Origin of the sequence: Serratia quinivorans, from assembly GCF_946227985.1 — a bacterium.
GTDB lineage: Bacteria > Pseudomonadota > Gammaproteobacteria > Enterobacterales > Enterobacteriaceae > Serratia > Serratia quinivorans_A.
The window spans coordinates 37,657-60,963 of the sequence record NZ_CAMKGL010000010.1 but is presented as its reverse complement, the minus strand read 5'-3'; the positions used below and the strand labels follow the sequence as shown (position 1 = coordinate 60,963).

The window sequence follows — 23,307 nt, the reverse complement described above, 5'->3', positions numbered from 1 at the left end:
GGCAGTTAACATCATTCAAATTGATTGGAATGATTATGAACATCAGAGAAAATGATTTTAGTCGTATCGACCTGAACCTACTGACGGTGCTGATGGTATTGTTTCGTGAACGCAGCGTGTCGCGGGCGGCAGAAAAGCTGTATCTGGGGCAACCGGCCGTCAGCGGTGCATTGGCACGTCTGCGTGACATGTTCAATGACCCACTGTTTATCCGTACCGCTCAGGGTATGGAACCCACCCCAAGGGCACAAGCGCTGGTGCTGGCATTGACCCCCTTGCTGGAAGAGATGCAACAGGTGCTATTTCAGCCCCCCAATTTCGTTGCCGCCACGGCGCAACACAGCTTCCGGATAGGCATGGCCGATTGGGTCGAAATGTGGCTGATGCCCGCGCTAATGGCTGACCTGAAACAGCAGGCACCCGGTATCACTCTAAACGTGGTGGCCACCGATCCATTCCAGGACTGTGATGCACTGGAGCAGGACCGTATTGATCTGGCCATTTCCGTCGCGCCCTCGGGACCTAAATGGCTGCAGCGAGAAGTGTTGACCAAGATGAACTTCTGCACTTTGTGGCATCCGGGACAGCTAAACCTGCCCACCCCGCTGCCGCTGGCGAATTACATTACTAACGACCATCTGCTGGTTTCCTACCGTGGCGCAAACACCAGCGCTATCGATGAACAGCTGACTACTTATGGGCTACAGCGTTCGGTGCGTTACACCAGCCCGCACTTCGCCACGCTGCCGCTGATCCTGCAGCGCAGCCCGGCACTGGCCACCGTACCTGCAGGGTTGGGCAAAATCTGGAGTCAGGATTATGGCCTGAAGCGCAGCGAGCTACCGCTGGATCTCCCACCTTTCGAAGTAGCCATGTTGTGGCATCACAAACGCAGTCAGGATCCCGCGTTACTGTGGCTGATGGAGCGGGTATCTGCACTGACGGCAGCCGCTTATCTGGCGGGGTGAACCACAAACAGACGCGATTCGAATCCACCACTTTTAAAGGTACGGGTATTAACCCACCCTGACGGCGAGCGACCAAAATCCTGATTGAAATCGCCACCGCTGACCAACCATACCCGGTGATACTTCACTGACAAAGCTTTGAGATTATCGACGTAGGTTTGCGCCGCCCGATCGTGGAAGAAAGTCCCAAATCCATAGGCATTGGGTTTACCGGAAATGCCGTTGGGTTTTATCGGGGTATATAACAACGCGCGGTAGTCTTTTTTGTTGTAATAGACATAACTCAGATAATTGAACATGTTGCTGACGACAACCGCATCACCAGGCTGATAACCACTGTTGATATAGTGCACCATCCCCTTAAACTGATCTTTATCCGATAAATAATCATCGCGCAGCCCACTGCCGAACAGCAGGCTAAAAAACACCAGCAGCGAAACCCCACGAAGCTTACTTTTACTTTCTGCAATCAGGATCGCCAAAATGATTGGGATACCTAACGCAGCAAAAAACAAATAGCGATCAACAAACAGCGGCATCCGCCAGGAAATCGCAAACAGCAGCAAGACCGGGACAAATACGCCACTGAGCAGCAATAGTTTGAATTTGTTCTCTACCCCACGTGAAACCAGCAGCAAACCAGACAACCCAACGAAGAAGGCCGGCAGCAACAGGAAAATGCCCCAGTAATAATTTCGGCCATCATCTCCGGTTAAAAAACGCCAGAGCATGGCGGGCAAGTCGCTCCATGCCACTTGTGGGATCCAGCCGACGTCCCCACCGACTCTTAGCTCCGCAATATGAGCCAGCAAATTTAACAACACCAGCAACCAGGGGATATAAGCCAGCCCGATGGCCAGATTAGCCAGCCACCACGTCGATTGCTTTAAATAACAAACCGGTTCATCACGCCGACAGGACAGTGCCAATAGCACCATCCAGTGAGTTACCAGAGCAAAAATGGTGAAGTAGTGAGTATATAAACTCAGCGTCATCAACACCGCATAGGCCGCCAGATAACGACGGTTGGCGGGTGCCTTCAACCACATTACCAGTGCCATGGTCGCAGCGATGATCAACATCCCCATCAGCGCATACATGCGCGCTTCCTGACTGTAACGCACCGCCATCGGCATCATTGCCATCAGGCCACCGGCCAGCAATGCCGCCCGTTCATTGGCCAGCCAACGGGTGAGTTTGATTACCAGTGCCACCGTAACCACGCCAAACAGCATGCTGAGGGAGCGCACCGCCAGAATGCTGTCGCCAAACAACAGCATCCAACCGTGCAGCAGCAGATAATAAAGCGGGGGATGTACGTCAAAGGATGCATGGTAGAGCAACGCCGACAGGTCATAGCGGCTGGTCAGCACGCTGGACGCTTCGTCACACCAAAAATATTTGTTGGTTAAAGAAACGCCCCGAATCACGGCCGCAAACATCACGATCAAATACACGTATTGTTTATAGCCGATGCCTTTTAACCTGTTGCTCGTCAGCGGGGCATTTGATATTTGTTGCAGTGACATAGCCACATTCCACCGGATTGCTCCACACAATGTGGAGACGCCGCGTCATCATTGCCGAGAGCAAGTAAATGGCGACTCAATCAATAGATAAAAGTCAGTGAAATCTCCCGACAAAGCATCCGCTTTACGGGCAGGGGCCAGATGCAGGCTAAACTAAAATTTCCGAACTTTGCTCGCTGATAAACCAGCCTGAGTTCCGCAAAGCAGACCGGTTGAATCGACAGGCTGAAATATGGGAGCGGTGTGATGCACAGAGAACGACACAGCATAGAGAAAATAGGCTGGCTCAGAGCGGCGGTCCTTGGCGCTAACGATGGCATTGTTTCTACCGCAAGCCTGCTGTTGGGGGTAGCATCCGCCAATGCCACTCACCAAAGTATTTTGTTGACCGGCATTGCCGGTTTGGTCGCTGGTGCGATGTCGATGGCAACCGGTGAATATGTTTCCGTGTCTTCGCAGTCAGACACCGAGAAAGCCGCCCTGGCGGAAGAACAGGCCGAGCTGGATGCCGATTTTCAGGGTGAATTTCGCGAGTTAACCTCAATTTATGTCCATCGGGGTCTGGACGCCGCGCTGGCGAAACAGGTGGCCGCAAAACTGATGAGCCATGATGCTTTGGCAGCACATGCGCGCGAGGAATTGGGCATTTCAGAAATCACCACCGCCCGCCCCTTGCAGGCTGCTCTGACTTCTGCAGCAAGCTTCTCGACGGGGGCCATATTGCCTTTATTGGTGGCCGCTATTGCCCCGGCCCAGTGGGCGATCGCCGCCATTGCCCTTTCCGCATTAATTTCGCTGGCCATACTGGGCGGGATTGCCGCCAAGGCCGGTGGGGCACCGATACTTCCTGGTATTATTCGCATTACTTTCTGGAGCGCCCTGGCGATGGGGGTTTCATCTGGCGTCGGTGCGCTTTTTGGTTCTATGGCCGGCTGAGGTTGGCGACCCCGTGACTCCCCATTTCGGTTATAAAATAATGACGCACACTACCGGTAATGTATTCAAAATAATTCCCCAGGTAATACTGGAACGTAAAATAGTCTCGGCTGCTATTACAGGCGCTATTTTATCCGTTAGTCCTTCAGTCTTTAAATAATCAGCCAGACGGTCGAGATTGCCATTAAATTCCTTCATCAGTGACTTTAACGCCTTTGGCAACAATGCCACCAGCGAAGGAATTTCAACGAATTTAAACCCACGCAACAACTCGACCAGTTCGCCGTAGCGAAGACCGCTAAAGATATTCCTCAGTAGAGAGTTATCCAATTTCGGGGCCAGCAGGCGTTGAATATCCGGTTCAAGCAAACACCAAAATGCCCTGGCTGCGTGACCTTTTCCCATCTCGTTCAAAGAAGCCTATTGTCGACAGTATGGAGATGAGCTGGCCGGGACAGCTAACCAAGCTGAGACAAAAAGCTACGTTTGACGATGATTTCACCTTCACTTAAGAAATGAAACCACGCGTCGCTGCTTATAGACGAGATCATTGTGTCCGACAACAGCTAATTGCCGTTTTTTAATGAAAAATTAGCTATATAAATAGATCCGTCTATAACGTTTGGCTTGTTACAAAAAACTCAGGACCCCTGACCACCGTATCTAAAACTATTTCTGACCTATTCAAGTTGGTAATTCAACCAAATATGATGCGTGCCATCGGTGTCGATTTTGATACCTCCAGATCCTGATATCCCTCTCAATTCATCTGTACCACTGCCTCCAACTATGCAAAAAAATTCATCTGCCCGACCAGTGCTGGCTGTAGAAGCTGAGTGGATGAAATTGAAAGTGCCTTCTTTCCCATTCACCCTACCTTTGAAGCTCTCAATTGCGATGTAACTGCCCGTTCTGGTCGTCTGGTCGAACGCCGCAGTAAACACTGTTGAGGAAATACCATCGATAGCACCCGAGTAACATTTCTCCATGGTGCTAATAGACACCGGCAAGGCAGTCGTAATCTCGGGGATTGGGCTCAGCCCAGTTGATTTGAAATTCTTAGCAGAAAAAGTGGCTAACGCTTCCATTCACATCCGTCTCTATCAAAATGGGTGGGGTCCTTATTCTACTCCACAACATAGCTATCCGCCTGCAGGAAATGGGAGGATGGTAAAGCATAGAAATGGTGCAGAGATATGCGCACTTGGCACCGAATAATTTAACTGAGCATGCGGGGCAGATTAATACGATTTTTGGTGGCTTAGTCCCAAATCTGTCCCACGAGGGAAATGAAAAGCTTGGGTGATTTTCGTAAGCAGTTGAATCTAAATGGTACGCCCTACAGGGCTCGAACCTGTGACCTACGGCTTAGAAGGCCGTTGCTCTATCCAACTGAGCTAAGGGCGCATTGGGATGCGGCAACCTGAGTTGCGGAGTGCGATTATACGGTCAGGGGTTACTGAGTCAATGCCTTTTCATGACGTTACGGCGCTGGTCGTACTTTATGGTGGTTTTTCCACCATTCCCCCTGCCGTTCGCTAAATTCACCTCATCATTCGCAGCCTATCCCCTTCCGATGCGTCTTCTCAGCATAGCCTCCGGCACAGCGCACGCAGGCGTGCTCGCCAGGATGGCGGTGCTTTGTGTACCGCGAGCTGATGCAACACCATCAACTGCGCCACGTCCGCCGGATGCATTGACGAGTCGAACACCGTTTCGCCCACGTGTTTGGGCGGGTTAATCGGGCTGGCAATCTGCTGATGCCATGGATGTAGCCGGGTGATGATCATCATGATAGTGGCTCCGTTAGCGCCTGCGGCTGGCGCGAATACCGCAGTGTGAATAGCCACAGCTTAGGTAGCGCAAGGTAAAAAAGGCGTAGAGGATCATTCTGTTGGCATAAAAAAAGCGTAAATCTCCCCCGGCAAACAGCGTCGAACACGATTCAGCGCCTGACAGCGCGCTCCGCTTCTGACAAAATAGCGCCATCCCCGCTTTTCTTAATTGATGGATTTCCTCACTGATGTCAGCAAAGATTATTGATGGTAAAACGATTGCGCAGCAGGTTAGAAACGAAGTGGCTGAGCAAGTTAAACAACGTCTGGCCGCCGGAAAACGCGCGCCGGGCCTGGCAGTCGTGCTGGTTGGCGAGAACCCGGCCTCACAGATTTACGTCGCCAGCAAGCGCCGCGCCTGTGATGAGGTGGGCTTCCTCTCCCGCTCCTACGATTTGCCTGCCACCACCAGTGAGGCCGAATTGCTGGCGCTGATCGATCGGCTGAATGCCGACGGCGAGATCGACGGCATCCTGGTGCAGTTGCCGCTGCCTGCCGGCATCGATAACGTCAAAGTGCTGGAGCGTATTCATCCGGATAAAGACGTCGACGGTTTCCACCCTTACAACGTCGGCCGTCTGTGCCAGCGCTCGCCTAAACTGCGCCCATGTACCCCGCGCGGCATCGTCACCCTGCTCGAGCGTTACAACATCGATACCTATGGCCTGAATGCCGTCGTGGTTGGCGCATCCAACATCGTTGGCCGCCCGATGAGCATGGAGCTGCTGCTGGCCGGTTGCACCACCACCGTGACCCACCGTTTCACCAAAAACCTGCGTCATCACGTTGAAAACGCCGATCTGCTGATCGTCGCGGTCGGAAAACCGGGCTTTATTCCGGGTGATTGGATCAAACCGGGCGCGATCGTGGTGGATGTCGGCATTAACCGTCTTGAAAGTGGTAAAGTAGTCGGCGACGTAGAATTCGATGCCGCCAGTGAACGCGCGGCCTACATTACTCCGGTTCCGGGTGGCGTTGGCCCAATGACCGTTGCTACACTGATCCAAAATACCTTGCAGGCCTGCGAGGTTTATCACGACGTTCAACCTAAATAAGTAAGGCAGTATGGAAACTTTTAATCTGGATAATCACCCGCACGTCGAACTGTGCGACCTGCTCAAGTTCCAGGGCTGGTGTGAAAGTGGCGGTGCCGCCAAAGAAGTCATCGCCGATGGGCAGGTGAAAGTAAACGGCAAAGTAGAAACGCGCAAGCGCTGCAAAATCGTCGCCGATCAGGTGGTGGAGTTTAACGGCGGCAAGGTTGTAGTTAAGCCATAAACCGTGCTCCATAGAAAAAGGCGCTGAGGGTTAACCCAGCGCCTTTTTTATTTTAAGCCTAAAGCGAATTACTTACGGCGCCAGGTGGTTCCCTGCGGGCCATCTTCCAGCACGATGTTCATCTCGTTCAAACGGTCGCGTGCGGCATCCGCCAGCGCCCAATCTTTGGCTTTGCGCGCGTCATTACGCTGTTTGATCAAGGCTTCGATCTCCGCCACTTCACCGTCGTCCGCCTGTGCGCCGCCCTGCAGGAACAGTTCCGGTTCTTGCTGCAACAGGCCCAGCACCTTCGCCAGCTTGCGCAGTTCTGCCGCCAGGCCGTTGGCTGCAGTCAGATCTTCCGCTTTCAGGCGGTTAACCTCGCGTGCCAAGTCAAACAGCGCCGAGTAAGCTTCCGGGGTATTGAAGTCGTCATCCATGGCTTCGCGGAAGCGGGCTTCAAACACGTCACCACCGGCCGGTTGCGCGTTAACGTCGGTACCGCGCAGCGCGGTGTACAGACGCTCCAGTGCGGTACGCGCCTGTTTCAGGTTCTCTTCGCTGTAATTTAGCTGGCTGCGATAGTGGCCGGACATCAGGAAGTAACGCACGGTTTCGGCGTCGTAGTAACCCAGCACGTCGCGGATGGTGAAGAAGTTATCCAGCGATTTCGACATTTTTTCTTTGTCGATCATCACCATACCGGAGTGCATCCAGTAATTGACGTACGGGCCGTCGTGCGCACAGCTCGACTGGGCAATCTCGTTCTCGTGGTGCGGGAACATCAGATCGGAACCGCCGCCGTGGATGTCAAAATGGGTGCCCAGCTGCTTGCAGTTCATCGCAGAACATTCAATGTGCCAGCCCGGACGGCCTGCGCCCCATGGCGATTCCCAGCTAGGTTCGCCCGGCTTGGACATCTTCCACAGCACGAAATCCATCGGGTTGCGTTTTACGTCATCGATTTCTACCCGCGCACCGGCCTGCAGCTGATCCAGATCCTGGCGTGATAACAAACCGTATTGCGGATCGCTGTCGATGGAGAACATCACGTCGCCGTTGCTGGCCACGTAGGCGTGATCGCGATCGATCAGGCGCTGGGTGATCTCAACGATCTCGGAAATATGCTGAGTGGCGCGCGGCTCGATGTCCGGGCGTTCAATCAGCAGAGAATCGAAGTCGGCGTGCATCTCTGCCAGCATACGCGTGGTCAGTTGATCGCAGCTTTCGCCATTCTCTGTCGCACGGCGGATAATTTTATCGTCAACGTCGGTAACGTTACGCACGTAGTTCAGCGAATAGCCAAGGTAACGCAAATAACGCGCAACGACGTCGAAAGCAACAAAGGTACGCCCGTGGCCGATATGACACAGGTCATAGATGGTTACCCCGCACACGTACATGCCAACTTTACCGGCATGAATGGGTTTAAATTCCTCTTTTTGACGACTCAGGGTATTAAAAATCTTTAGCATCGGGACATTCCGTGGTGTGCGTGATAACAAAAATAGTAATTAGGCGATTCACCCAGCAGCGTATTGAAACCCGAAGCCTGATCTAATGCAAGGTTAAGGCCGCGCTTTGCTAAGCTGAGAGGTGGAAAACGGTGAGAAATCAGCGATCGCCACCAACGTTATAATATAACAATTATCGTTTTACCACAGCCAGCGTGCGGTTTACCCGCTGCTGACTGATTAAAGGAGATATGTTATAACGGCGGTCTGATTGTTCACTCGATCCTTGTGACATCTCAATTCATCTTGTTAGGACTAAAACTATGGTTACTTTCCACACTAATCACGGCGATATCGTTATCAACACCTTTGCTGACAAAGCGCCGGTTACCGTTGAAAACTTCCTGAACTACTGCCGTGAAGGTTTCTACAATAACACCATTTTCCACCGTGTTATCAATGGCTTTATGGTTCAGGGCGGTGGTTTTGAGCCGGGCATGACCCAGAAAGACACCAAAGCGACTATCAAGAACGAAGCCAACAACGGTCTGAAAAACACCATCGGTACCCTGGCAATGGCTCGTACCAACGATCCACACTCTGCGACCGCACAGTTCTTCATCAACGTGGCAGACAACGACTTCCTGAACTTCCGCGGCGAAAACGCCCAGGGTTGGGGCTACTGCGTATTTGCTGAAGTGGTTGAAGGCATGGACGTGGTTAACAAGATCAAAGCGGTGAAAACCGGCCGTAGCGGCATGCACCAGGACGTACCGGTAGAAGACGTCATCGTCACTAGCGTTACCGTCAGCGAGTAATCGCGGCTGCATGAACACGCTGTTCATCGCAGACCTGCATTTAAGCGCACAGGAACCGGCAATCACTGCCGGTTTTCTGCGTTTTTTGCGGCAAGATGCCATACACGCCGACGCCCTGTACATTCTTGGGGACCTGTTTGAAGCCTGGATCGGCGATGACGATCCCGAGCCGCTGCACGGTGAAATTGCCGCGGCGCTGAAGGCGCTGCAACAGGCTGGCGTGCCCTGCTACTTTATCCACGGCAACCGTGATTTTCTGGTCGGTAAACGCTTTGCCCGTGCCAGCGGTATGCAACTGCTACCAGAAGAGAAAGTGCTGGAGCTGTATGGGCGAAAAATCCTGATCCTGCATGGCGACACGCTGTGTACCGACGATCAGGCCTACCAACAGTTTCGCCGTAAGGTACACAATCCGCTGATCCAAAAGCTGTTTCTGGCAATGCCGCGGCGCTGGCGTCTTAAGATCGCAGCCAAAATGCGTGCTCGCAGCCAGCAGAGTAATCAGTACAAGTCGGACTCCATTATGGACGTCAACCCGCAGGCGGTTGAGCAGGCGATGCTGCGCCACCAGGTTCACTGGATGATCCACGGCCACACTCACCGTCCGGCGGTGCATGAATTGGCATTGAGCAGCGGCAAGGCCCACCGCGTGGTGCTGGGAGCCTGGCACCTTGAAGGTTCAATGATCAAAGTCAGTGCCGACGCCGTCGAGCTGATCCAATTCCCGTTCTAAGTTCCTGACTTGTCGCGCAGGTAAAAAAATTCACGCTTTTGGCAATGAAAACCGGCGACGCAACCGTTTTCCTCGCCGAGCGCTCATGGTATGCTCTGTGCCCTCATTCGGCCTCCCGCCGCAGGCAACCGGCCGTCGTTTGTACAATACAGGAGCCTTACACCCATGGGAGCCAACGCCGCTTCAGCCACCCACGCTGGGGTTAAAATCGCAATCGTAATGGGATCGAAAAGTGACTGGGCCACCATGCAGTTTGCCGCCGAAGTCCTGACCTCGCTCGATGTCCCGTTCCATGTCGAAGTCGTTTCCGCTCATCGCACGCCAGACAAGCTGTTCAGCTTTGCCGAGCAGGCAACTGATAATGGCTTTGACGTGATCATTGCCGGTGCTGGCGGTGCTGCGCACCTGCCGGGCATGCTGGCGGCGAAAACGCTGGTTCCGGTGCTGGGTGTTCCAGTGCAAAGCGCTGCCCTGAGCGGTGTAGACAGCCTGTATTCGATCGTGCAAATGCCACGCGGTATTCCAGTGGGCACGCTGGCCATCGGCAAAGCCGGTGCTGCCAACGCCGCCCTGCTGGCGGCACAAATTCTGGCGCTGCACGACGCCGAGCTGGCACAACGCCTGGCCGATTGGCGTCAGGCACAAACTGACGAGGTGCTGAACCACCCGGATCCGCGGGAGGAAGCATGAAGCCGGTTTGCGTACTGGGCAACGGTCAGTTAGGGCGCATGCTGCGCCAGGCCGGTGAACCGCTGGGCATCGCCGTATATCCGGTGGGCCTTGACGCCGAACCTGAAGCCGTGCCCTACCAGAACAGCGTGATCACCGCCGAAATCGAACGCTGGCCGGAAACCGCGCTGACGCGCGAGCTGGCAACCCATAACAGCTTCGTCAACCGTGATATTTTCCCGCGTCTGGCGGACCGCCTGACGCAAAAACAGTTGCTCGACCAGCTTGGTCTGGCCACCGCGCCGTGGCAACTGCTGGCTGACGCCGCCGAATGGCCACAGGTGTTCACTACACTGGGTGAACTGGCGATCGTCAAGCGTCGCGTTGGCGGTTACGACGGCCGCGGCCAGTGGCGCTTGCGCCCAGGGCAAGAGGCCGAATTGCCGGCCGATGCCTATGGCGAATGTATCGTCGAGCAAGGGATTAACTTTTCCGGTGAGGTGTCGCTGGTCGGCGCACGCGGGCATGACGGCCAGTCGGTGTTCTATCCGCTGACCCATAACCTGCATGAAGAAGGCATTCTGCGCACCAGCGTGGCACTGCCGCAGCCCAACCCTGCCCTGCAACGGCAGGCGGAGCAAATGCTGACGGCCATCCTTGATGAACTGAACTACGTCGGCGTGATGGCGATGGAGTGCTTTATCGTTGGCGATCGCCTGTTGATTAACGAGCTGGCCCCCCGGGTGCACAACAGCGGTCACTGGACGCAGAACGGCGCGTCCATCAGTCAGTTCGAACTGCATCTACGTGCTATTCTCGCCCTGCCGCTGCCGAAGCCGGTAGTGAGCACGCCGTCGGTGATGGTCAATCTGATTGGCACAGCAGTGAATCAGCAGTGGCTGGCGCTGCCGCTGGTGCATCTGCACTGGTATGAGAAAGAGGTGCGTGAAGGCCGTAAGGTCGGGCACCTGAACCTGAACGATCCTGACGCCGCTGCGCTGCTGCAGACTTTGCAGGCACTGGCACCGCTGCTGCCGGCCGAATACCAAAGCGGTCTGGCCTGGGCGCAGCAAAAGCTGGCTTAAGCGTTTCCCCGTGCCAAAAGTTGTTTCATGGTAGGGGCGCTGCATACCGCGCCCTATCATATAATCAACGGGTTAAGTCGGGGCGAACATGTTCGCCCCCTACCGGTTTAGCCTTTATGCAGGTTTGTTAGCGGGTATAGCCCTGCGGATTTTTACTTTGCCAGTTCCAGGTATCACGCATCATCACGTCAAGCCCGCGCTGCACTTGCCAACCCAGCTCCTGTTTCGCCAACCCGGCATCGGCCCAGAAGGCTGGCAGGTCGCCCGCACGGCGCGGTAAAATCTGATACGGAATGGCCACGCCCGAGGCTTTTTCAAACGCCTGCACCATTTCCAGCACCGAGTAACCGACCCCGGAACCCAGATTATAGGCTTTAAACCCGGCAATCTGCGCTAAACGATCCATCGCCGCCAGATGGCCCTGCGCCACATCCATTACGTGAATGTAGTCGCGCACGCCCGTGCCGTCTTTGGTTGGATAGTCGCCGCCAAACACGCTCAGAGTTTCCCGCTGACCAATAGCCACCTGTGCGATATAAGGCAGCAGATTATTGGGAATGCCGCTCGGGTCTTCGCCAATCAGGCCCGACTCATGCGCGCCTACCGGGTTGAAGTAGCGCAGTGCAATGATCGAAAACGCCGGTTCGGCCCTGGCAAAGTCCTGCAGGATCTGCTCCACCATCCATTTGGAGGTGCCGTAAGGGCTGGTAGTACCGCCGATCGGCATATCTTCCCGATAAGGTACCGGCGCATGTTCCCCGTACACCGTGGCGGAGGAGCTGAAGATAAACTGATGCACTCCCGCCTGGCGCATGGCCTCCAACAGCACCAAGGTACCGGCCACGTTATTCTGATAGTACTCCAGCGGTTTTTGGGTGGACTCCCCCACCGCCTTCAGGCCGGCAAAGTGGATCACCGAGGCAACGTTGTTTTCCTCAAAGATGCGCTTCAGGCAACCGGCATCCTGTACATCTCCCCGATAAAACGTCGCGGCCCTGCCCGTCAGTTGCTCCACGCGGCGCAAAGACTCTTCAGACGCATTGATCAAATTATCCAGCACCACCACATCTTCACCACGTTCCAGCAAAGCCAGCACCGTATGTGAACCAATGTAGCCGGCGCCGCCGGTAACCAGAATAGACATAATTTCCCCTTAATCAGTATCAGGAGCGAAAGCCCGCCGTGTCAGCGGACCTCGTGTAACTGGCATGCCGCTTAGCGAGAGCCAATGTTGCGTAACGGCTTACCGGCCATCAGATTGCGTTCGATATGTTCCAGCGAGATATTTTTCGTTTCCGGGATCAACGCCAGCGTGATGAAGATAAACACCAGGTTAAGCGCCGCGTAGACCCAGAAGGTGTAGGCGCTGCCCAGCGAATTAAGCATGGTCAGGAAGGTCGCCCCGACGATCATGTTGGCGATCCAGTTGGTGGCAGTGGAACAGGTGATACCAAAGTCACGGCCTTTCAGCGGTTGGATCTCAGAACACAGCACCCAAATCAGTGGGCCGGCGCTCATGGCAAAACCGACAATAAACATCAGTAACATGATAACGGCGAAGTATTGCTCGGCAGGCGAACTCATCCCCACATGCATCATCGTCCCCAGTGCCCCCATGCCCACCGCCATGACGATAAAGCCCAGCGTCAGCGTCGGTTTACGGCCCCAGCGGTCAACCAAACCAATGGCGATAAAGGTGGCCAGCACGTTGACCAGACCCACAATCACCGTCCCCCACATCTGCTGTGCGGTACTGGCAAAACCCGCCAGACCAAAAATCTTCGGCGCGTAATACATGATGACGTTCATGCCGGTGAACTGTTGCATCACCTGCAGCAGCACGCCGAGAAAAACGGCACGGCGGAAGTTTTTATTGTCTTTAAACAGCGACCAGCCGCTCTGTTTCAGCTTGAGGCTCTCACGAATTTCGTTCAGCTCATGCTGCGCCTGGGCACTGCTGTCACGCAGTTTCTCCAACACCTGACGCGCCTGCTCATGGCGGTTACGCGAAGCCAGCCAGCGTGGGCTATCCGGCAGGAAGAACACCCCAACCAGCAGCAACACGGCAGGAATGGTGATCACCCCCAGCATCCAGCGCCAGGCTCCGGTGTAACTGAACGCGGTATCCGACAGGTAGGCCGCCAGGATGCCGATGGTTATCATCAGCTGATACATGGAGATCATGCTGCCGCGAATTTTTTCCGGCGCGATTTCAGACAGGTAAATGGGCGCCGTATAGGATGCGACACCCACCGCCAGCCCGAGCAGAATGCGGGACACCAACAAGACTTCTACGTTAGGCGCAGCCGCTGAGCACAAGGAACCCAACACGAACAGCACGGCGCCAATCATCAGGCTGTATTTACGCCCGATGCGGAAATTCATCCAACCACTGCCCACGGCACCGACCGCAGCGCCAAACATCATTGAGCTGACCACCCACTCCTGCTGGGAACTGGTCATATGAAACGAATCGGTGATAAACGGCAAAGCCCCCGCAATGACGCCGATATCCAGACCAAACAACAGCCCGGCCAGTGCGGCCAAAAAACAGACGAAGAAAGTCATGCCTGCGTTGCTTTGGCTTTCCTCAGCCGCCGACACTTTGACGGTAGTATTCATACTGCCTCCAATCGATAACGTTCTTAAGTTGCCGTTATGATAGGAGGCAATCCGTCAGAGGTAAGTGAGTGCGATCACATTAGTGGAAACGATTACACCGATTTATTTTCATAATCATAAAAGCCGAATAGCCATAAAACAGTAAAATTGCATTGATTAAAAAAGATAATAACCATACTCACTGTTTTAAAATGAAGATAACAGCAACATCTTTTTACCATATCGCAGGGCATCCACTTCAATAAATCGTCCACTAAATGTAATCGATTTCACACTAAGAACGGCCAAATGCCTTGGATGAAAGACCGGGAATGGGGGGTAAGCGAAGGTCAGATAGGGACGTCAATATCGATCGTTGTTCGGCTGGCCCGCTCACCTGGGCCAGCTCGATATTCAGCGAGAATTAACCGTCGTAACTGCGGAACAGCGCCTGCCCGCGCAGCAAGCGCACGCCCAGCCAACCACCGCACAGCGACAACAGCAACGCGCTGAGTAGCGGCAGCGCCCACCACAACACCGGTGTTGGCGCCCATGGGAAGTCAAACACCTGGCTTTGCAGCAACCACAGTGCCGCTTCTGCGCCCACCGCGGCGGCAATGCCTGCCACCAGCCCCAGCAGGGCAAACTCACACCACAGCGTGCTGCGCAACAGACGTTTGCCAGCGCCGAGCGTGCGATACACCACCAGTTCCTGGCGCCGCTGACGCATCCCCACCTGCACCTGCGCCATCAGCAACAGGCCGCCGCAGATCACCACCAGCACCACCATCACTTCCAGCGCGCGGCTCACCTGCTGCAGCACGCCGCCCACCTGTTTAAGGATCGAACCTATGTCCAGCAGGCTGAGCGTCGGGAACTGGCGATTAAGCTGGGTCAGCATCTGCCCGTCACCGTCGTAGCGGAAACTGGTGAGCCAGGTTTGCGGCTGACCGTCCAGCGCACCCGGTGGGAAGATGAAGTAAAAGTTTGGCTTCAGGCTTTCCCAATCCACCTGGCGCAGGCTGGTAACCCTGGCGCTGAACGACTGGGTATCACCGCTGAAGGTCAGCGTATCGCCCAGTTTGATTTTGAGTCGTCCGGCAATGCCCTGATCCATCGACACCTCGCCGGCTTTCGGCGGCCAACTGCCGGCCACCAATGGATTGTGCGCAGGAAGATCGGCCAGCCAGGTCAGGTTCAGCTCACGATTCACCGCCTCGCCGCCCGGATCGTCCTCATGCACCCGTTCGGTCGCGACCTGCTGGTTAATCTCGGTCAGGCGCACGCGGACAATCGGATAGTAGGTTTCCGGTTTAATTTGATGCTGTTGCAGGAAGGTTTTCACCTGTGGCACCTGCGCCTGGGTCATATTCAGCAGGAAGTAGTTCGGGCTGTCCGGCGGCAGTTGCTGCTGCCAACGCTCGAGCAGATCGCCACGCAGCACCAGCAGTAACGCCAGCAGCATAAACGACAGCGAGAACGCCGCCAGTTGGCTGACCGTGACCCAGGGTTGATGCAGCAGACGGTTAACCGCCAGTCGCAGTGCCAGATTCTTCAACGTAATACGGCGCAGCAATAACAGGCTGCCCCAGCCGATAGCACCCAACAGCAGCGCCAGCACCAGAATACCGGCGAGGATCGACCACAGTAGCGTGCTGGCCCCCATCAATGCCGTCAACAGCGCCACCACAATCACCGCCGTCACCGGCAGGAAATAACGCAGTGGCCAGACGTTGGCCACCACATCACGGCGCAGCACGCGCAGTGGCTGGGTCGCCAGTAACTGCCGGTACGGCCGCAGGCCCACCAGCAGCGAAATCATCAGCAATGCGCCGACCGCCCATAGCCACGGCCAGGCCCCGGCCGCAGGCAGTTCCGCCGGCAGCACCGGTGCCAGCAGGCGGATCAACAGCGCTTCAAACCCCAGCCCGATAATGCCCCCGCCAGCGGCTGCCAGCAGAATTACCGCCAACCACTGGCCGACGATCAACTTGCGCAAAGCGCTGCGGCCGGCCCCCAGCGTTTTCAACACCGCGATCAAATCGTAACGGCTGCGGCAATAGTGGCTCATCGCTACCGCGACGGCGGCAATCGACAACAGCAAGGTCAGCAGCGCCGACAGCAACAGGAACTGCTGCGAACGCTGCAGCGATTTGCCCAATGCGCTACCGGACTCCTGCAACCCAAACCAGCGCTGATCGGGGCCAAGCTGCGGCGTCAGGCGATCTTCGTAACGCTGGATATCCTGCGGAGTACCGGCAAACATATAACGGTAGGTCAGGCGGCTGCCCGGCTGTACCGCCCCGGTTTTGTCCACGTCCGCCAGATTGATCATGATACGCGGTGCCGTCTGGAACGGGTTAAAGCCGGAATCCGGCTCCTGAATAATTTCACCGGCAATTCGCAGGCTGGTATCACCCACGTCCAGCCTGTCACCTACCTTCACGTTCAACAGCGCCAGCAAACGAGGTGCCACCAGCACGTTCCCCGGATCCAGTTTGACGTTGGCCGGGCGGGTCTCCAGCTTGCCGTACAGCGGATAGGCCAGGTCGGTGGCCTTCACGTCCGCCAACTGGGGCCGATCCCCGGCATAGGTCATAGTGGTGAACGACAACTGCCGACTGACTTTCAGCCCCTGTTGCTGCGCGTCCAGCAGCCAGCCTTCCGGGACCGGGCGGGCGCTGCGCAGTACCCGATCGCCGGCAATAAAATCGCGGCTCTGCTGGCTCAGGCCTTTGTCCATCCGATCGCTGATACTGCCCAATGCCAACACGCAGGCCATCGACAGTGTCAGCGCCAGCCAGACGATCAGCAGTGACGGCGAACGCCACTCACGCCAAAACCAGCGCCAGATCATGCTTCCTCCCACAGCTGGCCTTCACGCAGACGCAGCCGACGCTGACAGCGAGCCGCCAGGGTTTCGTCATGGGTGACCAGGATTAACGTGGTGGAGAAATCGCGGTTGAGGGAAAACAGTAAATCGGCGATGCGTTCGCCGGTCTGGCGATCGAGGTTGCCGGTGGGTTCATCGGCAAACAGCACCCGCGGTCGGCCACTGAACGCCCGTGCCAGCGCTACGCGCTGTTGCTCGCCGCCGGAAAGCTGTGCCGGCAAGTGGCCAAGGCGCTGGCCCAGCCCAAGTTGCTCCAGCAGTTGCACCGCCTGATCACGGCTCTGACGATCGCTTTCGCCACGCAGCAACGCCGGTAACTGAACGTTCTCCAGCGCATTGAGCGTTGGCACCAACATAAAAGATTGAAAAACAAAGCCGACATTTTTGGCGCGTAGCGCGGCACGGCGCTCTTCATCCAGCGTGGTCAGCGACTCGCCCAACAAATGCACTTCCCCTTCACTGCCGTCGTCCAACCCGGCGAGGATCCCCAGCAGCGTTGATTTACCCGAACCGGATTCGCCAATCAGGGCAATTGTCTGTGCGGGTTTGACAACCAGCTCGACTCCGGTAAGGATGGAGAGCTGATGCTCACCCTGACCAACGTGTTTACTAAGATGATGAACTTCAAGAACGTTTTCCGCTGGCATCTTCCCTTCCTTTTGCTGTTGGGATTATTCAGTTTACGCGCTGTCGCCGCCGATACCTTATTGATATTAGGCGACAGTTTAAGCGCCGGTTACCGCTTGCCGGTGGCGCAAGCCTGGCCGACGCTGCTGGCCGACCAATGGCAGAAAAAACCGGGTGAACCGCAGCTGGTCAACGCCAGCATCAGCGGCGACACCGCCGCTCAGGGGCTGGCACGTCTGCCCGAGCTGCTGAAACAACATAAGCCACGTTGGGTACTGATTGAACTGGGTGCCAACGATGGTCTGCGCGGTTTCCCGGCGCAGGATCTGCAACGCGACCTCAGCCAAATCATCACGCTGGTACAACAAGCCGGTGCACAGCCGCTGCTGATGCAAATCCGTATTCCGCCCAACTATGGCCGCCGCTATACCGAGGCCTTCAGTGCGATTTACCCGCAGCTTGCCAAACAATTCGACATTCCACTGCTGCCGTTCTATATGGAACAGGTGGTGGTGAAAGCGGAATGGATGCAGGATGACGGATTGCATCCCAATAAGGATGCCCAACCGTTTATTGCCACCTGGATGGCGGAACGCCTGGAACCGTTAGTAAAACACGAGTCTAACTAAATAGGGTTGTACACTAGGTAAAGTTATGCAAAAAGCAGTATTGATAACCGGCTGTTCCAGCGGGATTGGATTGATTGCCGCGCAGGATCTGCGTAACCGTGGCTACCGGGTGCTGGCCGCCTGTCGCAAGCCGCAGGACGTTGAAAATATGCGTCAGCTTGGGCTGGAAGGCATTGAGCTGGATCTGGACGACAGTGACAGCGTCGAACGCGCCGCCGCACAGGTGATCGAACTGACCGACGGCCGCCTGTATGGCCTGTTCAACAACGGCGGCTTTGGCGTTTACGGCCCGCTGAGCAGCATTTCCCGTCAGCAGTTGGAACGGCAGTTCGCCACCAACCTGTTCGGCACCCACCAGTTGACCCAGCTGCTGTTGCCGGCGATGCTGCCGCACGGCGAGGGCCGTATTATTCAGACCAGTTCGGTAATGGGGCTGGTGTCCAGCGCCGGACGCGGTGCCTATGCCGCCAGCAAGTTTGCGCTGGAAGCCTGGTCCGACGCGCTGCGGATGGAGCTGCACGGCACGGGCATTCAGGTCAGCCTGATAGAACCCGGCCCTATCTCCACCCACTTTACCCAGAACGTCAATCAGGCGCAGAGCGACAAACCGGTGCATAACCCCGGCATTGCCAAACGTCTGACGCTGCCGCCGGAGGCCATTTTGCCCAAATTACGCCACGCGCTGGAAAGCCCAAGGGCCAAACTGCGGTATCCGGTGACCCTGCTGGCGCACGCGTTAAGCGTATTACGCCGCATTCTGCCCGGCCGCTGTCTGGACTGGGTGTTACGCAGCAACGGTTAATTTGGCTGCCCGGGGTTGAAGAATGCCGTCCCGCCCCCATCTAAAAGCCAATGGCTCCGCAAGATCAGAGAGAAAATTACATGCTAGCTCAAGCTGTTGTTGATATTAACGAAACAAACCTGCACCAGACGCTGGAACAGTCAATGTCCATGCCGGTGGTGTTCTACTTCTGGTCGGATCGCAGCCAACACTGTCTGCAACTCACCCCGATTCTCGATAAGCTGGCGGCGGAATATGCCGGCCAGTTCCTGCTGGCAAAAGTGGATTGTGACGCCGAGCAGGCCATCGCCGCTCAGTTCGGCCTGCGCTCGCTGCCAACGGTATATCTGTTCAAAGACGGCCAGCCGGTAGACGGTTTCCAGGGCCCACAGCCGGAAGAAATGATCCGTGAATTCCTGCAGCGTTTCCTGCCAAAGGAAGAAGATCTGAAACTGGCGCAGGCAACCGAGCTGCTGGCCGAAGGCAATGCGGCAGAAGCGCTGCCGCTGTTGAAAGACGCCTGGCAAGCCAGCCAGCAACGCAGTGATATTGGTTTGACACTGGCGGAAACCCAGATCGCGTTGAACCGTACAGAAGATGCCGAAGCCGTGCTGGCGACCATCCCGTTGCAGGATAAAGATACCCGTTATCAGGGCCTGCTGGCGCAGATTGAACTGCTTAAACAAGCCGCCGACACGCCGGAAATTCAGCTGTTGCAACAGCAAGTGGCGCAGCAGCCGGAGAACGTCGATTTAGCCGTGCAGCTGGCGCTGCAACTGCATCAGGTTGGGCGCAATGAAGAAGCGTTGGAACTGTTGATCGGGCATCTGAAGAAAGATCTCGCCGCCGCCAACGGCAGCGCCCGTAAAACATTGATGGATATTCTGGCCGCACTGGGCACCGGCGACGCGCTGGCCGCCAAGTACCGTCGTCAGCTGTATTCACTACTCTACTAAATACCCTTCGTCTTTCCAGCCGCATCGTTGTTGGCTGCTCGCTCGAACCCCAGTCACTTAGTTATCTAAGCTCCTGGGGTTTCTCGCGTTTGCCGCCTAGATGCAACTGGAAATCCATTGGGTATCTATGCCAAAGCAAATAAGAAATATCCCCTAAATGATATCAGCGGTAGACTCGAATACCGCCGTCAACGCCTTTCGGGCTGAACAACACCTGCCACAGCTGAATATCACGCGAGCGGAATGCGCCCGCGCAGGCGTTCAGGTAATAGGTGAACATCCGTTCAAAACGTTCCGAATAGCCCTCGGACAGCATCGGCCACGCCTGTTTGAAATTCTCATACCAGGCCATCAGCGTGCGATCGTAATCAACGCCGATATTGTGCCAATCCTCCATCACAAAGCGCCCTTCGCTGGCTTGGGCAATATGGCGCACCGAAGGCAGACAGCCATTGGGGAAGATGTACTTGTTTATCCAGGCATCGACGTGAAGATTGGTTTGGTTGGCGCCAATGGTATGCAGCAGGAACAAACCATCGGGCTTCAGATTACGCGCGGCAACACGGAAGTAAGTGTCGTAGTTTTTCGGCCCCACGTGTTCAAACATGCCGACTGAAACAATACGATCAAACTGGCTGTTCAAGTCACGGTAATCCTGTAGCACAATTTCGACCTCCAGACCGGCGCAGCGCTCCTGCGCCAGTTTTTGCTGCTCGGCCGAAATGGTCACACCATGCACTGTTACACCGTAGTTTTCCGCTGCATACTGCGCCAACCCACCCCAGCCGCAGCCGATATCCAGTAATGACATGCCCGGTTTCAACTGCAGCTTTTCGCAGATCATTTTCAGCTTGGCCAACTGAGCCTGCTCCAGCGTATCGGCCTCTTTCCAGTAACCGCAGGAATATTGCATATAGGGATCGAGCATCGCACGGAACAGATCGTTGCCGATATCGTAATGTTCTTTACCCACCTGCCAGGCGCGTTTGCGCGACTGAAGGTTGAACAACCGGGTATAGGCGATACGCGCAATGTCGCTCAGATTTTTTGGCAAGCGTTCATCAACGCCGGCCTGCAAGACGCGGGTGAATAACGCGTCCAACCGCTCGCAGTCCCACCAGCCGTCCATGTAGCTTTCGCCGAACCCCAGCGAACCCTCCTGCAAAATGCGTTTAAACAACGCCGGGTTGTGTACCTTGATATCGCAGGCACGGTTGCCATTGATGGCGATACCGGCAGCGGACAGTAATTCCGCTACAATGCGATACCAACGATCTTTTTTTGGGGCGAGTTCATCAACACTGATTGAGTCCATAACAATCCTTGGAGAAATGTCATTTCAAAAAGCATAGTCGCAAATAAAAATGACAAATATTCGAAGTGAAAAGCGGCAATGCTTTTTACTCTAGCCAAGACGGACAACGTCATGAAATGAATTAAAATTATTGGAAACATGCCAATTTGGAATGTTAATGGCACAACGCTCCTGATTATACCCTATAGCTTTCAAGTCGCAGCCAGGCGGCCAACTCGCTCATCCCCAGGCGCTTACTCAAGTAAGTAACTGGGGTGAGCGAGTGCAGATAACAACGCTGCAACTTGAAAGATGACGGGTATATTAGTCTTTGCACTCTAGCTGGCGTAATATCTGTTTACATATGTCTGACAGGAGGTTTGCCATGTTTACCCTTATTCCCATCGTGATTGTCGTCGCACTGATCATCGTATTCGCCGGCGTCAAAATTGTTCCGCAGGGGTACCAATGGACGGTGGAACGCTTCGGCCGCTACACCAAAACGCTGATGCCCGGTTTGAACCTGGTGGTGCCGTTTATGGACCGCATCGGCAGAAAAATTAATATGATGGAGCAGGTGCTGGATATTCCTTCGCAGGAAATTATCTCGCGCGACAACGCCAACGTGGCCATCGATGCGGTGTGTTTTATCCAGGTCGTCGATCCGGCGCGTGCCGCTTATGAGGTCAGCAACCTGGAGCTGGCGATCGTCAACCTGACCATGACCAACTTCCGTACCGTGCTCGGTTCCATGGAGCTGGACGAAATTCTCTCACAGCGTGACAGCATCAACAGTCGCCTGCTGCATATCGTCGACGAAGCCACCAATCCGTGGGGCATTAAAATCACCCGTATCGAGATCCGTGACGTACGCCCACCGGCAGAGTTAGTCTCGGCAATGAACGCCCAGATGAAGGCTGAGCGAACCAAGCGTGCGGATATTCTGGAGGCCGAAGGTGTGCGTCAGGCTGCCATCCTGCGTGCCGAAGGCGACAAACAGTCGCAAATCCTCAAGGCGGAAGGTGAACGTCAGTCGGCGTTCCTGCAGGCCGAAGCCCGTGAACGTGCCGCTGAAGCGGAAGCGCGAGCCACTCAACTGGTTTCCGACGCTATCGCCAGCGGTAATATCCAGGCGGTTAACTACTTTGTGGCACAGAAATACACCGATGCGCTGCAAAAAATCGGCTCTGCCAACAACAGTAAAGTCATCATGATGCCGCTGGACGCCAGCAGCCTGCTCGGCTCCATTGGTGGCATTGCCGAACTGTTGAAAGACAACAAAGGCAAGTAATCATGCTCGAACAAATTGCAGCAAACCCGCACTGGTTTTGGCTTTCCCTCGGCGGGCTGCTGCTGGCGGCAGAAATGCTCGGTGCCAGTGGCTACCTGTTGTGGAGTGGCGTATCGGCGGTGGTGGTCGGCGCCATCGTCTGGCTGCTGCCGCAGTTGGCCTGGGAGTGGCAGGGGGTGATTTTTGCCGTACTGACCGTGGTGGTGGCCTACCTGTGGTGGTACTGGCTACGCCAGCGCCCGGCCGCGGCTTCCAGCGGTTCGCAGGTGCTGAACCAGCGCAATCGTCAGTTGATTGGCACCCGCGCTACGCTGACCGAACCCATGCACAACGGCATGGGCCGCATTAACATCGGCGACAGCAGTTGGCGCGCCCAGGCCAGTGAAGATCTGGCGGTGGGCACCGAGGTAGAAGTCATCGCCGTCGAAGGTATAACTCTGGTGATCCGCGCCGTTGCCCGTTAATGGTTATGGCAACAGCCCGCCAGGTTATTAATGATTGGGCACTCGGCTCCGTCATCACCCGGGCACTGATCCGCCAGCGCCAGTAAACGCTGGCGCATCTCATCGAGTTCGGTGATGTGCTTTTCAATGTCCGCCACTTTTTGCAGCGTACGCGCTTTCACATCGGCGCTGTGACGGGCCGGATCGTTAAACAACGCTACCAGCTCACCGCATTCATCCAGATTAAACCCCACCTGCCGTGCCTGGCGCAGCAGCGTCAGTTCTTCGATGTGCTTCGGGCTGTAGCTGCGATAGCCATTGTCGGTACGGATCGGCGCAGTCACCAGCCCTTTCTCTTCATAAAAGCGAATGGCCTTGCTGGTTAAACCGGTTTTTTTCGCTACGTCGCTGATATTCATTTTCACTCCTTGACCTTCCCCTTGCTGGAAGGTTTATCCTTTATTCTTAGTGAAAACAGGTAAAGCGGTCAACCTTTAAACACCGCCCT

General features: G+C 55.5%; 24 protein-coding genes, 1 tRNA gene and 1 pseudogene. 14 read left to right on the top strand and 12 right to left on the bottom strand.

The window, feature by feature from the left end; all coding sequences use genetic code 11:
• The first annotated feature begins 35 nt into the window (after positions 1-35).
• Positions 36-968, top strand: a complete 933-nt coding sequence (locus OCH02_RS20310) for a LysR family transcriptional regulator (protein ID WP_261432713.1) — start codon at positions 36-38, stop codon at positions 966-968.
• On the opposite strand, the gene OCH02_RS20305 is transcribed toward OCH02_RS20310, so the two are convergent.
• Positions 953-2,497, bottom strand: a complete 1,545-nt coding sequence (locus OCH02_RS20305) for a glycosyltransferase family 39 protein (RefSeq protein WP_261432712.1) — start codon at positions 2,495-2,497, stop codon at positions 953-955. The genes OCH02_RS20310 and OCH02_RS20305 overlap by 16 nt on opposite strands.
• 246 nt (positions 2,498-2,743) lie before the next feature.
• On the opposite strand from OCH02_RS20305, the gene OCH02_RS20300 reads away from it, so the two are divergent.
• Positions 2,744-3,433 carry a VIT family protein gene (locus OCH02_RS20300; protein ID WP_261432711.1) on the top strand — a complete coding sequence of 230 codons (690 nt, stop codon included), beginning with the start codon at positions 2,744-2,746 and terminating at the stop codon, positions 3,431-3,433.
• A 30-nt stretch (positions 3,434-3,463) separates the two neighbouring features.
• Here OCH02_RS20300 and OCH02_RS20295 read toward each other — a convergent pair whose 3' ends face one another.
• Together OCH02_RS20295 and OCH02_RS20290 are read right to left on the bottom strand one after the other, a co-directional pair.
• Positions 3,464-3,838 carry a hypothetical protein gene (locus tag OCH02_RS20295; protein WP_261432710.1) on the bottom strand — a complete coding sequence of 125 codons (375 nt, stop codon included), beginning with the start codon at positions 3,836-3,838 and terminating at the stop codon, positions 3,464-3,466.
• Between the two features lie 275 nt (positions 3,839-4,113).
• Complete coding sequence (locus OCH02_RS20290) at positions 4,114-4,521, bottom strand: DUF3224 domain-containing protein (RefSeq protein WP_261432709.1); 408 nt, start codon at positions 4,519-4,521, stop codon at positions 4,114-4,116.
• 62 nt (positions 4,522-4,583) lie between these two features.
• Between OCH02_RS20290 and OCH02_RS20285 the strand changes: the two are divergent.
• Positions 4,584-4,739, top strand: a pseudogene (locus OCH02_RS20285) (integrase); the annotation flags it as partial.
• Positions 4,740-4,763: 24 nt separating this feature from the next.
• Here OCH02_RS20285 and OCH02_RS20280 read toward each other — a convergent pair.
• Together OCH02_RS20280 and OCH02_RS20275 are read right to left on the bottom strand one after the other, a co-directional pair.
• Positions 4,764-4,840, bottom strand: a tRNA-Arg gene (locus OCH02_RS20280).
• A gap of 179 nt (positions 4,841-5,019) precedes the next feature.
• On the bottom strand, positions 5,020-5,226 hold the full coding sequence (locus tag OCH02_RS20275; protein ID WP_261432708.1) for a hypothetical protein: 207 nt from the start codon (positions 5,224-5,226) through the stop codon (positions 5,020-5,022).
• Between the two features lie 230 nt (positions 5,227-5,456).
• On the opposite strand from OCH02_RS20275, the gene folD reads away from it, so the two are divergent.
• Positions 5,457-6,323, top strand: a complete 867-nt coding sequence (gene folD, locus OCH02_RS20270; RefSeq protein ID WP_012005607.1) for a bifunctional methylenetetrahydrofolate dehydrogenase/methenyltetrahydrofolate cyclohydrolase FolD — start codon at positions 5,457-5,459, stop codon at positions 6,321-6,323.
• 10 nt (positions 6,324-6,333) lie between these two features.
• Complete coding sequence (ybcJ, locus tag OCH02_RS20265) at positions 6,334-6,546, top strand: ribosome-associated protein YbcJ (RefSeq protein WP_012005606.1); 213 nt, start codon at positions 6,334-6,336, stop codon at positions 6,544-6,546.
• Positions 6,547-6,614: 68 nt separating this feature from the next.
• Here the strand turns inward: ybcJ and cysS are convergent, their stop codons facing one another.
• Positions 6,615-8,000, bottom strand: a complete 1,386-nt coding sequence (gene cysS / locus OCH02_RS20260) for a cysteine--tRNA ligase (protein ID WP_261432707.1) — start codon at positions 7,998-8,000, stop codon at positions 6,615-6,617.
• 302 nt (positions 8,001-8,302) lie between these two features.
• On the opposite strand from cysS, the gene ppiB reads away from it, so the two are divergent.
• From ppiB to purK, 4 genes are all read left to right on the top strand, one after another.
• Positions 8,303-8,797, top strand: a complete 495-nt coding sequence (ppiB, locus tag OCH02_RS20255; RefSeq protein ID WP_012005604.1) for a peptidylprolyl isomerase B — start codon at positions 8,303-8,305, stop codon at positions 8,795-8,797.
• 10 nt (positions 8,798-8,807) lie between these two features.
• Positions 8,808-9,530, top strand: a complete 723-nt coding sequence (locus tag OCH02_RS20250; protein ID WP_261432706.1) for a UDP-2,3-diacylglucosamine diphosphatase — start codon at positions 8,808-8,810, stop codon at positions 9,528-9,530.
• 165 nt (positions 9,531-9,695) lie between these two features.
• Positions 9,696-10,220, top strand: coding sequence for a 5-(carboxyamino)imidazole ribonucleotide mutase (gene purE / locus OCH02_RS20245; protein WP_261432705.1), 525 nt, complete (start codon positions 9,696-9,698; stop codon positions 10,218-10,220).
• Complete coding sequence (gene purK, locus OCH02_RS20240; protein ID WP_261432704.1) at positions 10,217-11,284, top strand: 5-(carboxyamino)imidazole ribonucleotide synthase; 1,068 nt, start codon at positions 10,217-10,219, stop codon at positions 11,282-11,284. Before purE ends, purK begins: the two co-directional genes overlap by 4 nt.
• Positions 11,285-11,411: 127 nt before the next feature.
• Here the strand turns inward: purK and galE are convergent, their stop codons facing one another.
• The 4 genes from galE to ybbA form a co-directional block, all read right to left on the bottom strand.
• Positions 11,412-12,428, bottom strand: coding sequence for a UDP-glucose 4-epimerase GalE (galE, locus tag OCH02_RS20235; protein ID WP_261432703.1), 1,017 nt, complete (start codon positions 12,426-12,428; stop codon positions 11,412-11,414).
• Positions 12,429-12,499: 71 nt separating this feature from the next.
• Positions 12,500-13,906 (bottom strand): sugar porter family MFS transporter, encoded by a 1,407-nt coding sequence (locus OCH02_RS20230; RefSeq protein WP_261432702.1) that lies wholly within the window; start codon positions 13,904-13,906, stop codon positions 12,500-12,502.
• A gap of 403 nt (positions 13,907-14,309) precedes the next feature.
• Positions 14,310-16,742 (bottom strand): putative ABC transporter permease subunit YbbP, encoded by a 2,433-nt coding sequence (gene ybbP, locus OCH02_RS20225; protein ID WP_261432701.1) that lies wholly within the window; start codon positions 16,740-16,742, stop codon positions 14,310-14,312.
• The gene (ybbA, locus tag OCH02_RS20220) at positions 16,739-17,425 is read right to left on the bottom strand and encodes a putative ABC transporter ATP-binding protein YbbA (RefSeq protein WP_261432700.1); all 687 of its coding nucleotides are present in this window, start codon (positions 17,423-17,425) and stop codon (positions 16,739-16,741) included. The genes ybbP and ybbA overlap by 4 nt, the downstream gene beginning before the upstream one ends.
• Between ybbA and tesA the strand changes: the two genes are divergently transcribed.
• The 3 genes from tesA (at position 17,396) to OCH02_RS20205 (ending at position 19,771) form a co-directional block, all read left to right on the top strand.
• Positions 17,396-18,034: a multifunctional acyl-CoA thioesterase I/protease I/lysophospholipase L1 gene (gene tesA, locus OCH02_RS20215; RefSeq protein WP_261090892.1), complete on the top strand. Its 639-nt coding sequence runs from the start codon at positions 17,396-17,398 to the stop codon at positions 18,032-18,034. The genes ybbA and tesA overlap by 30 nt on opposite strands.
• 25 nt (positions 18,035-18,059) lie before the next feature.
• Positions 18,060-18,836 (top strand): SDR family oxidoreductase, encoded by a 777-nt coding sequence (locus OCH02_RS20210; protein WP_261432699.1) that lies wholly within the window; start codon positions 18,060-18,062, stop codon positions 18,834-18,836.
• An 80-nt stretch (positions 18,837-18,916) separates the two neighbouring features.
• The gene (locus OCH02_RS20205) at positions 18,917-19,771 is read left to right on the top strand and encodes a co-chaperone YbbN (RefSeq protein ID WP_261432698.1); all 855 of its coding nucleotides are present in this window, start codon (positions 18,917-18,919) and stop codon (positions 19,769-19,771) included.
• Between the two features lie 163 nt (positions 19,772-19,934).
• Here the strand turns inward: OCH02_RS20205 and cfa are convergent, their stop codons facing one another.
• Positions 19,935-21,086, bottom strand: coding sequence for a cyclopropane fatty acyl phospholipid synthase (cfa, locus tag OCH02_RS20200; protein ID WP_261432697.1), 1,152 nt, complete (start codon positions 21,084-21,086; stop codon positions 19,935-19,937).
• 364 nt (positions 21,087-21,450) lie between these two features.
• On the opposite strand from cfa, the gene OCH02_RS20195 reads away from it, so the two are divergent.
• The gene (locus OCH02_RS20195) at positions 21,451-22,356 is read left to right on the top strand and encodes an SPFH domain-containing protein (RefSeq protein ID WP_261090290.1); all 906 of its coding nucleotides are present in this window, start codon (positions 21,451-21,453) and stop codon (positions 22,354-22,356) included.
• Positions 22,357-22,358: 2 nt separating this feature from the next.
• A complete protein-coding gene (locus OCH02_RS20190; protein ID WP_261432696.1) occupies positions 22,359-22,820 on the top strand; it encodes an NfeD family protein in 462 nt (153 codons plus the stop codon).
• Here the strand turns inward: OCH02_RS20190 and cueR are convergent.
• Positions 22,817-23,218: a Cu(I)-responsive transcriptional regulator gene (cueR, locus tag OCH02_RS20185; protein ID WP_261090292.1), complete on the bottom strand. Its 402-nt coding sequence runs from the start codon at positions 23,216-23,218 to the stop codon at positions 22,817-22,819. The genes OCH02_RS20190 and cueR overlap by 4 nt on opposite strands.
• Positions 23,219-23,307: the final 89 nt, after the last annotated feature.

Bases quoted from the DNA above. Each gene is read 5' to 3' on its own strand.
- OCH02_RS20310 (WP_261432713.1), top strand. From the start codon at position 36: ATGAACATCAGAGAAAATGATTTTAGTCGTATCGACCTGAACCTACTG.
- OCH02_RS20305 (WP_261432712.1), bottom strand. From the start codon at position 2,497: ATGTCACTGCAACAAATATCAAATGCCCCGCTGACGAGCAACAGGTTA.
- OCH02_RS20300 (WP_261432711.1), top strand. From the start codon at position 2,744: ATGCACAGAGAACGACACAGCATAGAGAAAATAGGCTGGCTCAGAGCG.
- OCH02_RS20295 (WP_261432710.1), bottom strand. From the start codon at position 3,838: ATGGGAAAAGGTCACGCAGCCAGGGCATTTTGGTGTTTGCTTGAACCG.
- OCH02_RS20290 (WP_261432709.1), bottom strand. From the start codon at position 4,521: ATGGAAGCGTTAGCCACTTTTTCTGCTAAGAATTTCAAATCAACTGGG.
- OCH02_RS20275 (WP_261432708.1), bottom strand. From the start codon at position 5,226: ATGATGATCATCACCCGGCTACATCCATGGCATCAGCAGATTGCCAGC.
- folD (WP_012005607.1), top strand. From the start codon at position 5,457: ATGTCAGCAAAGATTATTGATGGTAAAACGATTGCGCAGCAGGTTAGA.
- ybcJ (WP_012005606.1), top strand. From the start codon at position 6,334: ATGGAAACTTTTAATCTGGATAATCACCCGCACGTCGAACTGTGCGAC.
- cysS (WP_261432707.1), bottom strand. From the start codon at position 8,000: ATGCTAAAGATTTTTAATACCCTGAGTCGTCAAAAAGAGGAATTTAAA.
- ppiB (WP_012005604.1), top strand. From the start codon at position 8,303: ATGGTTACTTTCCACACTAATCACGGCGATATCGTTATCAACACCTTT.
- OCH02_RS20250 (WP_261432706.1), top strand. From the start codon at position 8,808: ATGAACACGCTGTTCATCGCAGACCTGCATTTAAGCGCACAGGAACCG.
- purE (WP_261432705.1), top strand. From the start codon at position 9,696: ATGGGAGCCAACGCCGCTTCAGCCACCCACGCTGGGGTTAAAATCGCA.
- purK (WP_261432704.1), top strand. From the start codon at position 10,217: ATGAAGCCGGTTTGCGTACTGGGCAACGGTCAGTTAGGGCGCATGCTG.
- galE (WP_261432703.1), bottom strand. From the start codon at position 12,428: ATGTCTATTCTGGTTACCGGCGGCGCCGGCTACATTGGTTCACATACG.
- OCH02_RS20230 (WP_261432702.1), bottom strand. From the start codon at position 13,906: ATGAATACTACCGTCAAAGTGTCGGCGGCTGAGGAAAGCCAAAGCAAC.
- ybbP (WP_261432701.1), bottom strand. From the start codon at position 16,742: ATGATCTGGCGCTGGTTTTGGCGTGAGTGGCGTTCGCCGTCACTGCTG.
- tesA (WP_261090892.1), top strand. From the start codon at position 17,396: ATGAACTTCAAGAACGTTTTCCGCTGGCATCTTCCCTTCCTTTTGCTG.
- ybbA (WP_261432700.1), bottom strand. From the start codon at position 17,425: ATGCCAGCGGAAAACGTTCTTGAAGTTCATCATCTTAGTAAACACGTT.
- OCH02_RS20210 (WP_261432699.1), top strand. From the start codon at position 18,060: ATGCAAAAAGCAGTATTGATAACCGGCTGTTCCAGCGGGATTGGATTG.
- OCH02_RS20205 (WP_261432698.1), top strand. From the start codon at position 18,917: ATGCTAGCTCAAGCTGTTGTTGATATTAACGAAACAAACCTGCACCAG.
- cfa (WP_261432697.1), bottom strand. From the start codon at position 21,086: ATGGACTCAATCAGTGTTGATGAACTCGCCCCAAAAAAAGATCGTTGG.
- OCH02_RS20195 (WP_261090290.1), top strand. From the start codon at position 21,451: ATGTTTACCCTTATTCCCATCGTGATTGTCGTCGCACTGATCATCGTA.
- OCH02_RS20190 (WP_261432696.1), top strand. From the start codon at position 22,359: ATGCTCGAACAAATTGCAGCAAACCCGCACTGGTTTTGGCTTTCCCTC.
- cueR (WP_261090292.1), bottom strand. From the start codon at position 23,218: ATGAATATCAGCGACGTAGCGAAAAAAACCGGTTTAACCAGCAAGGCC.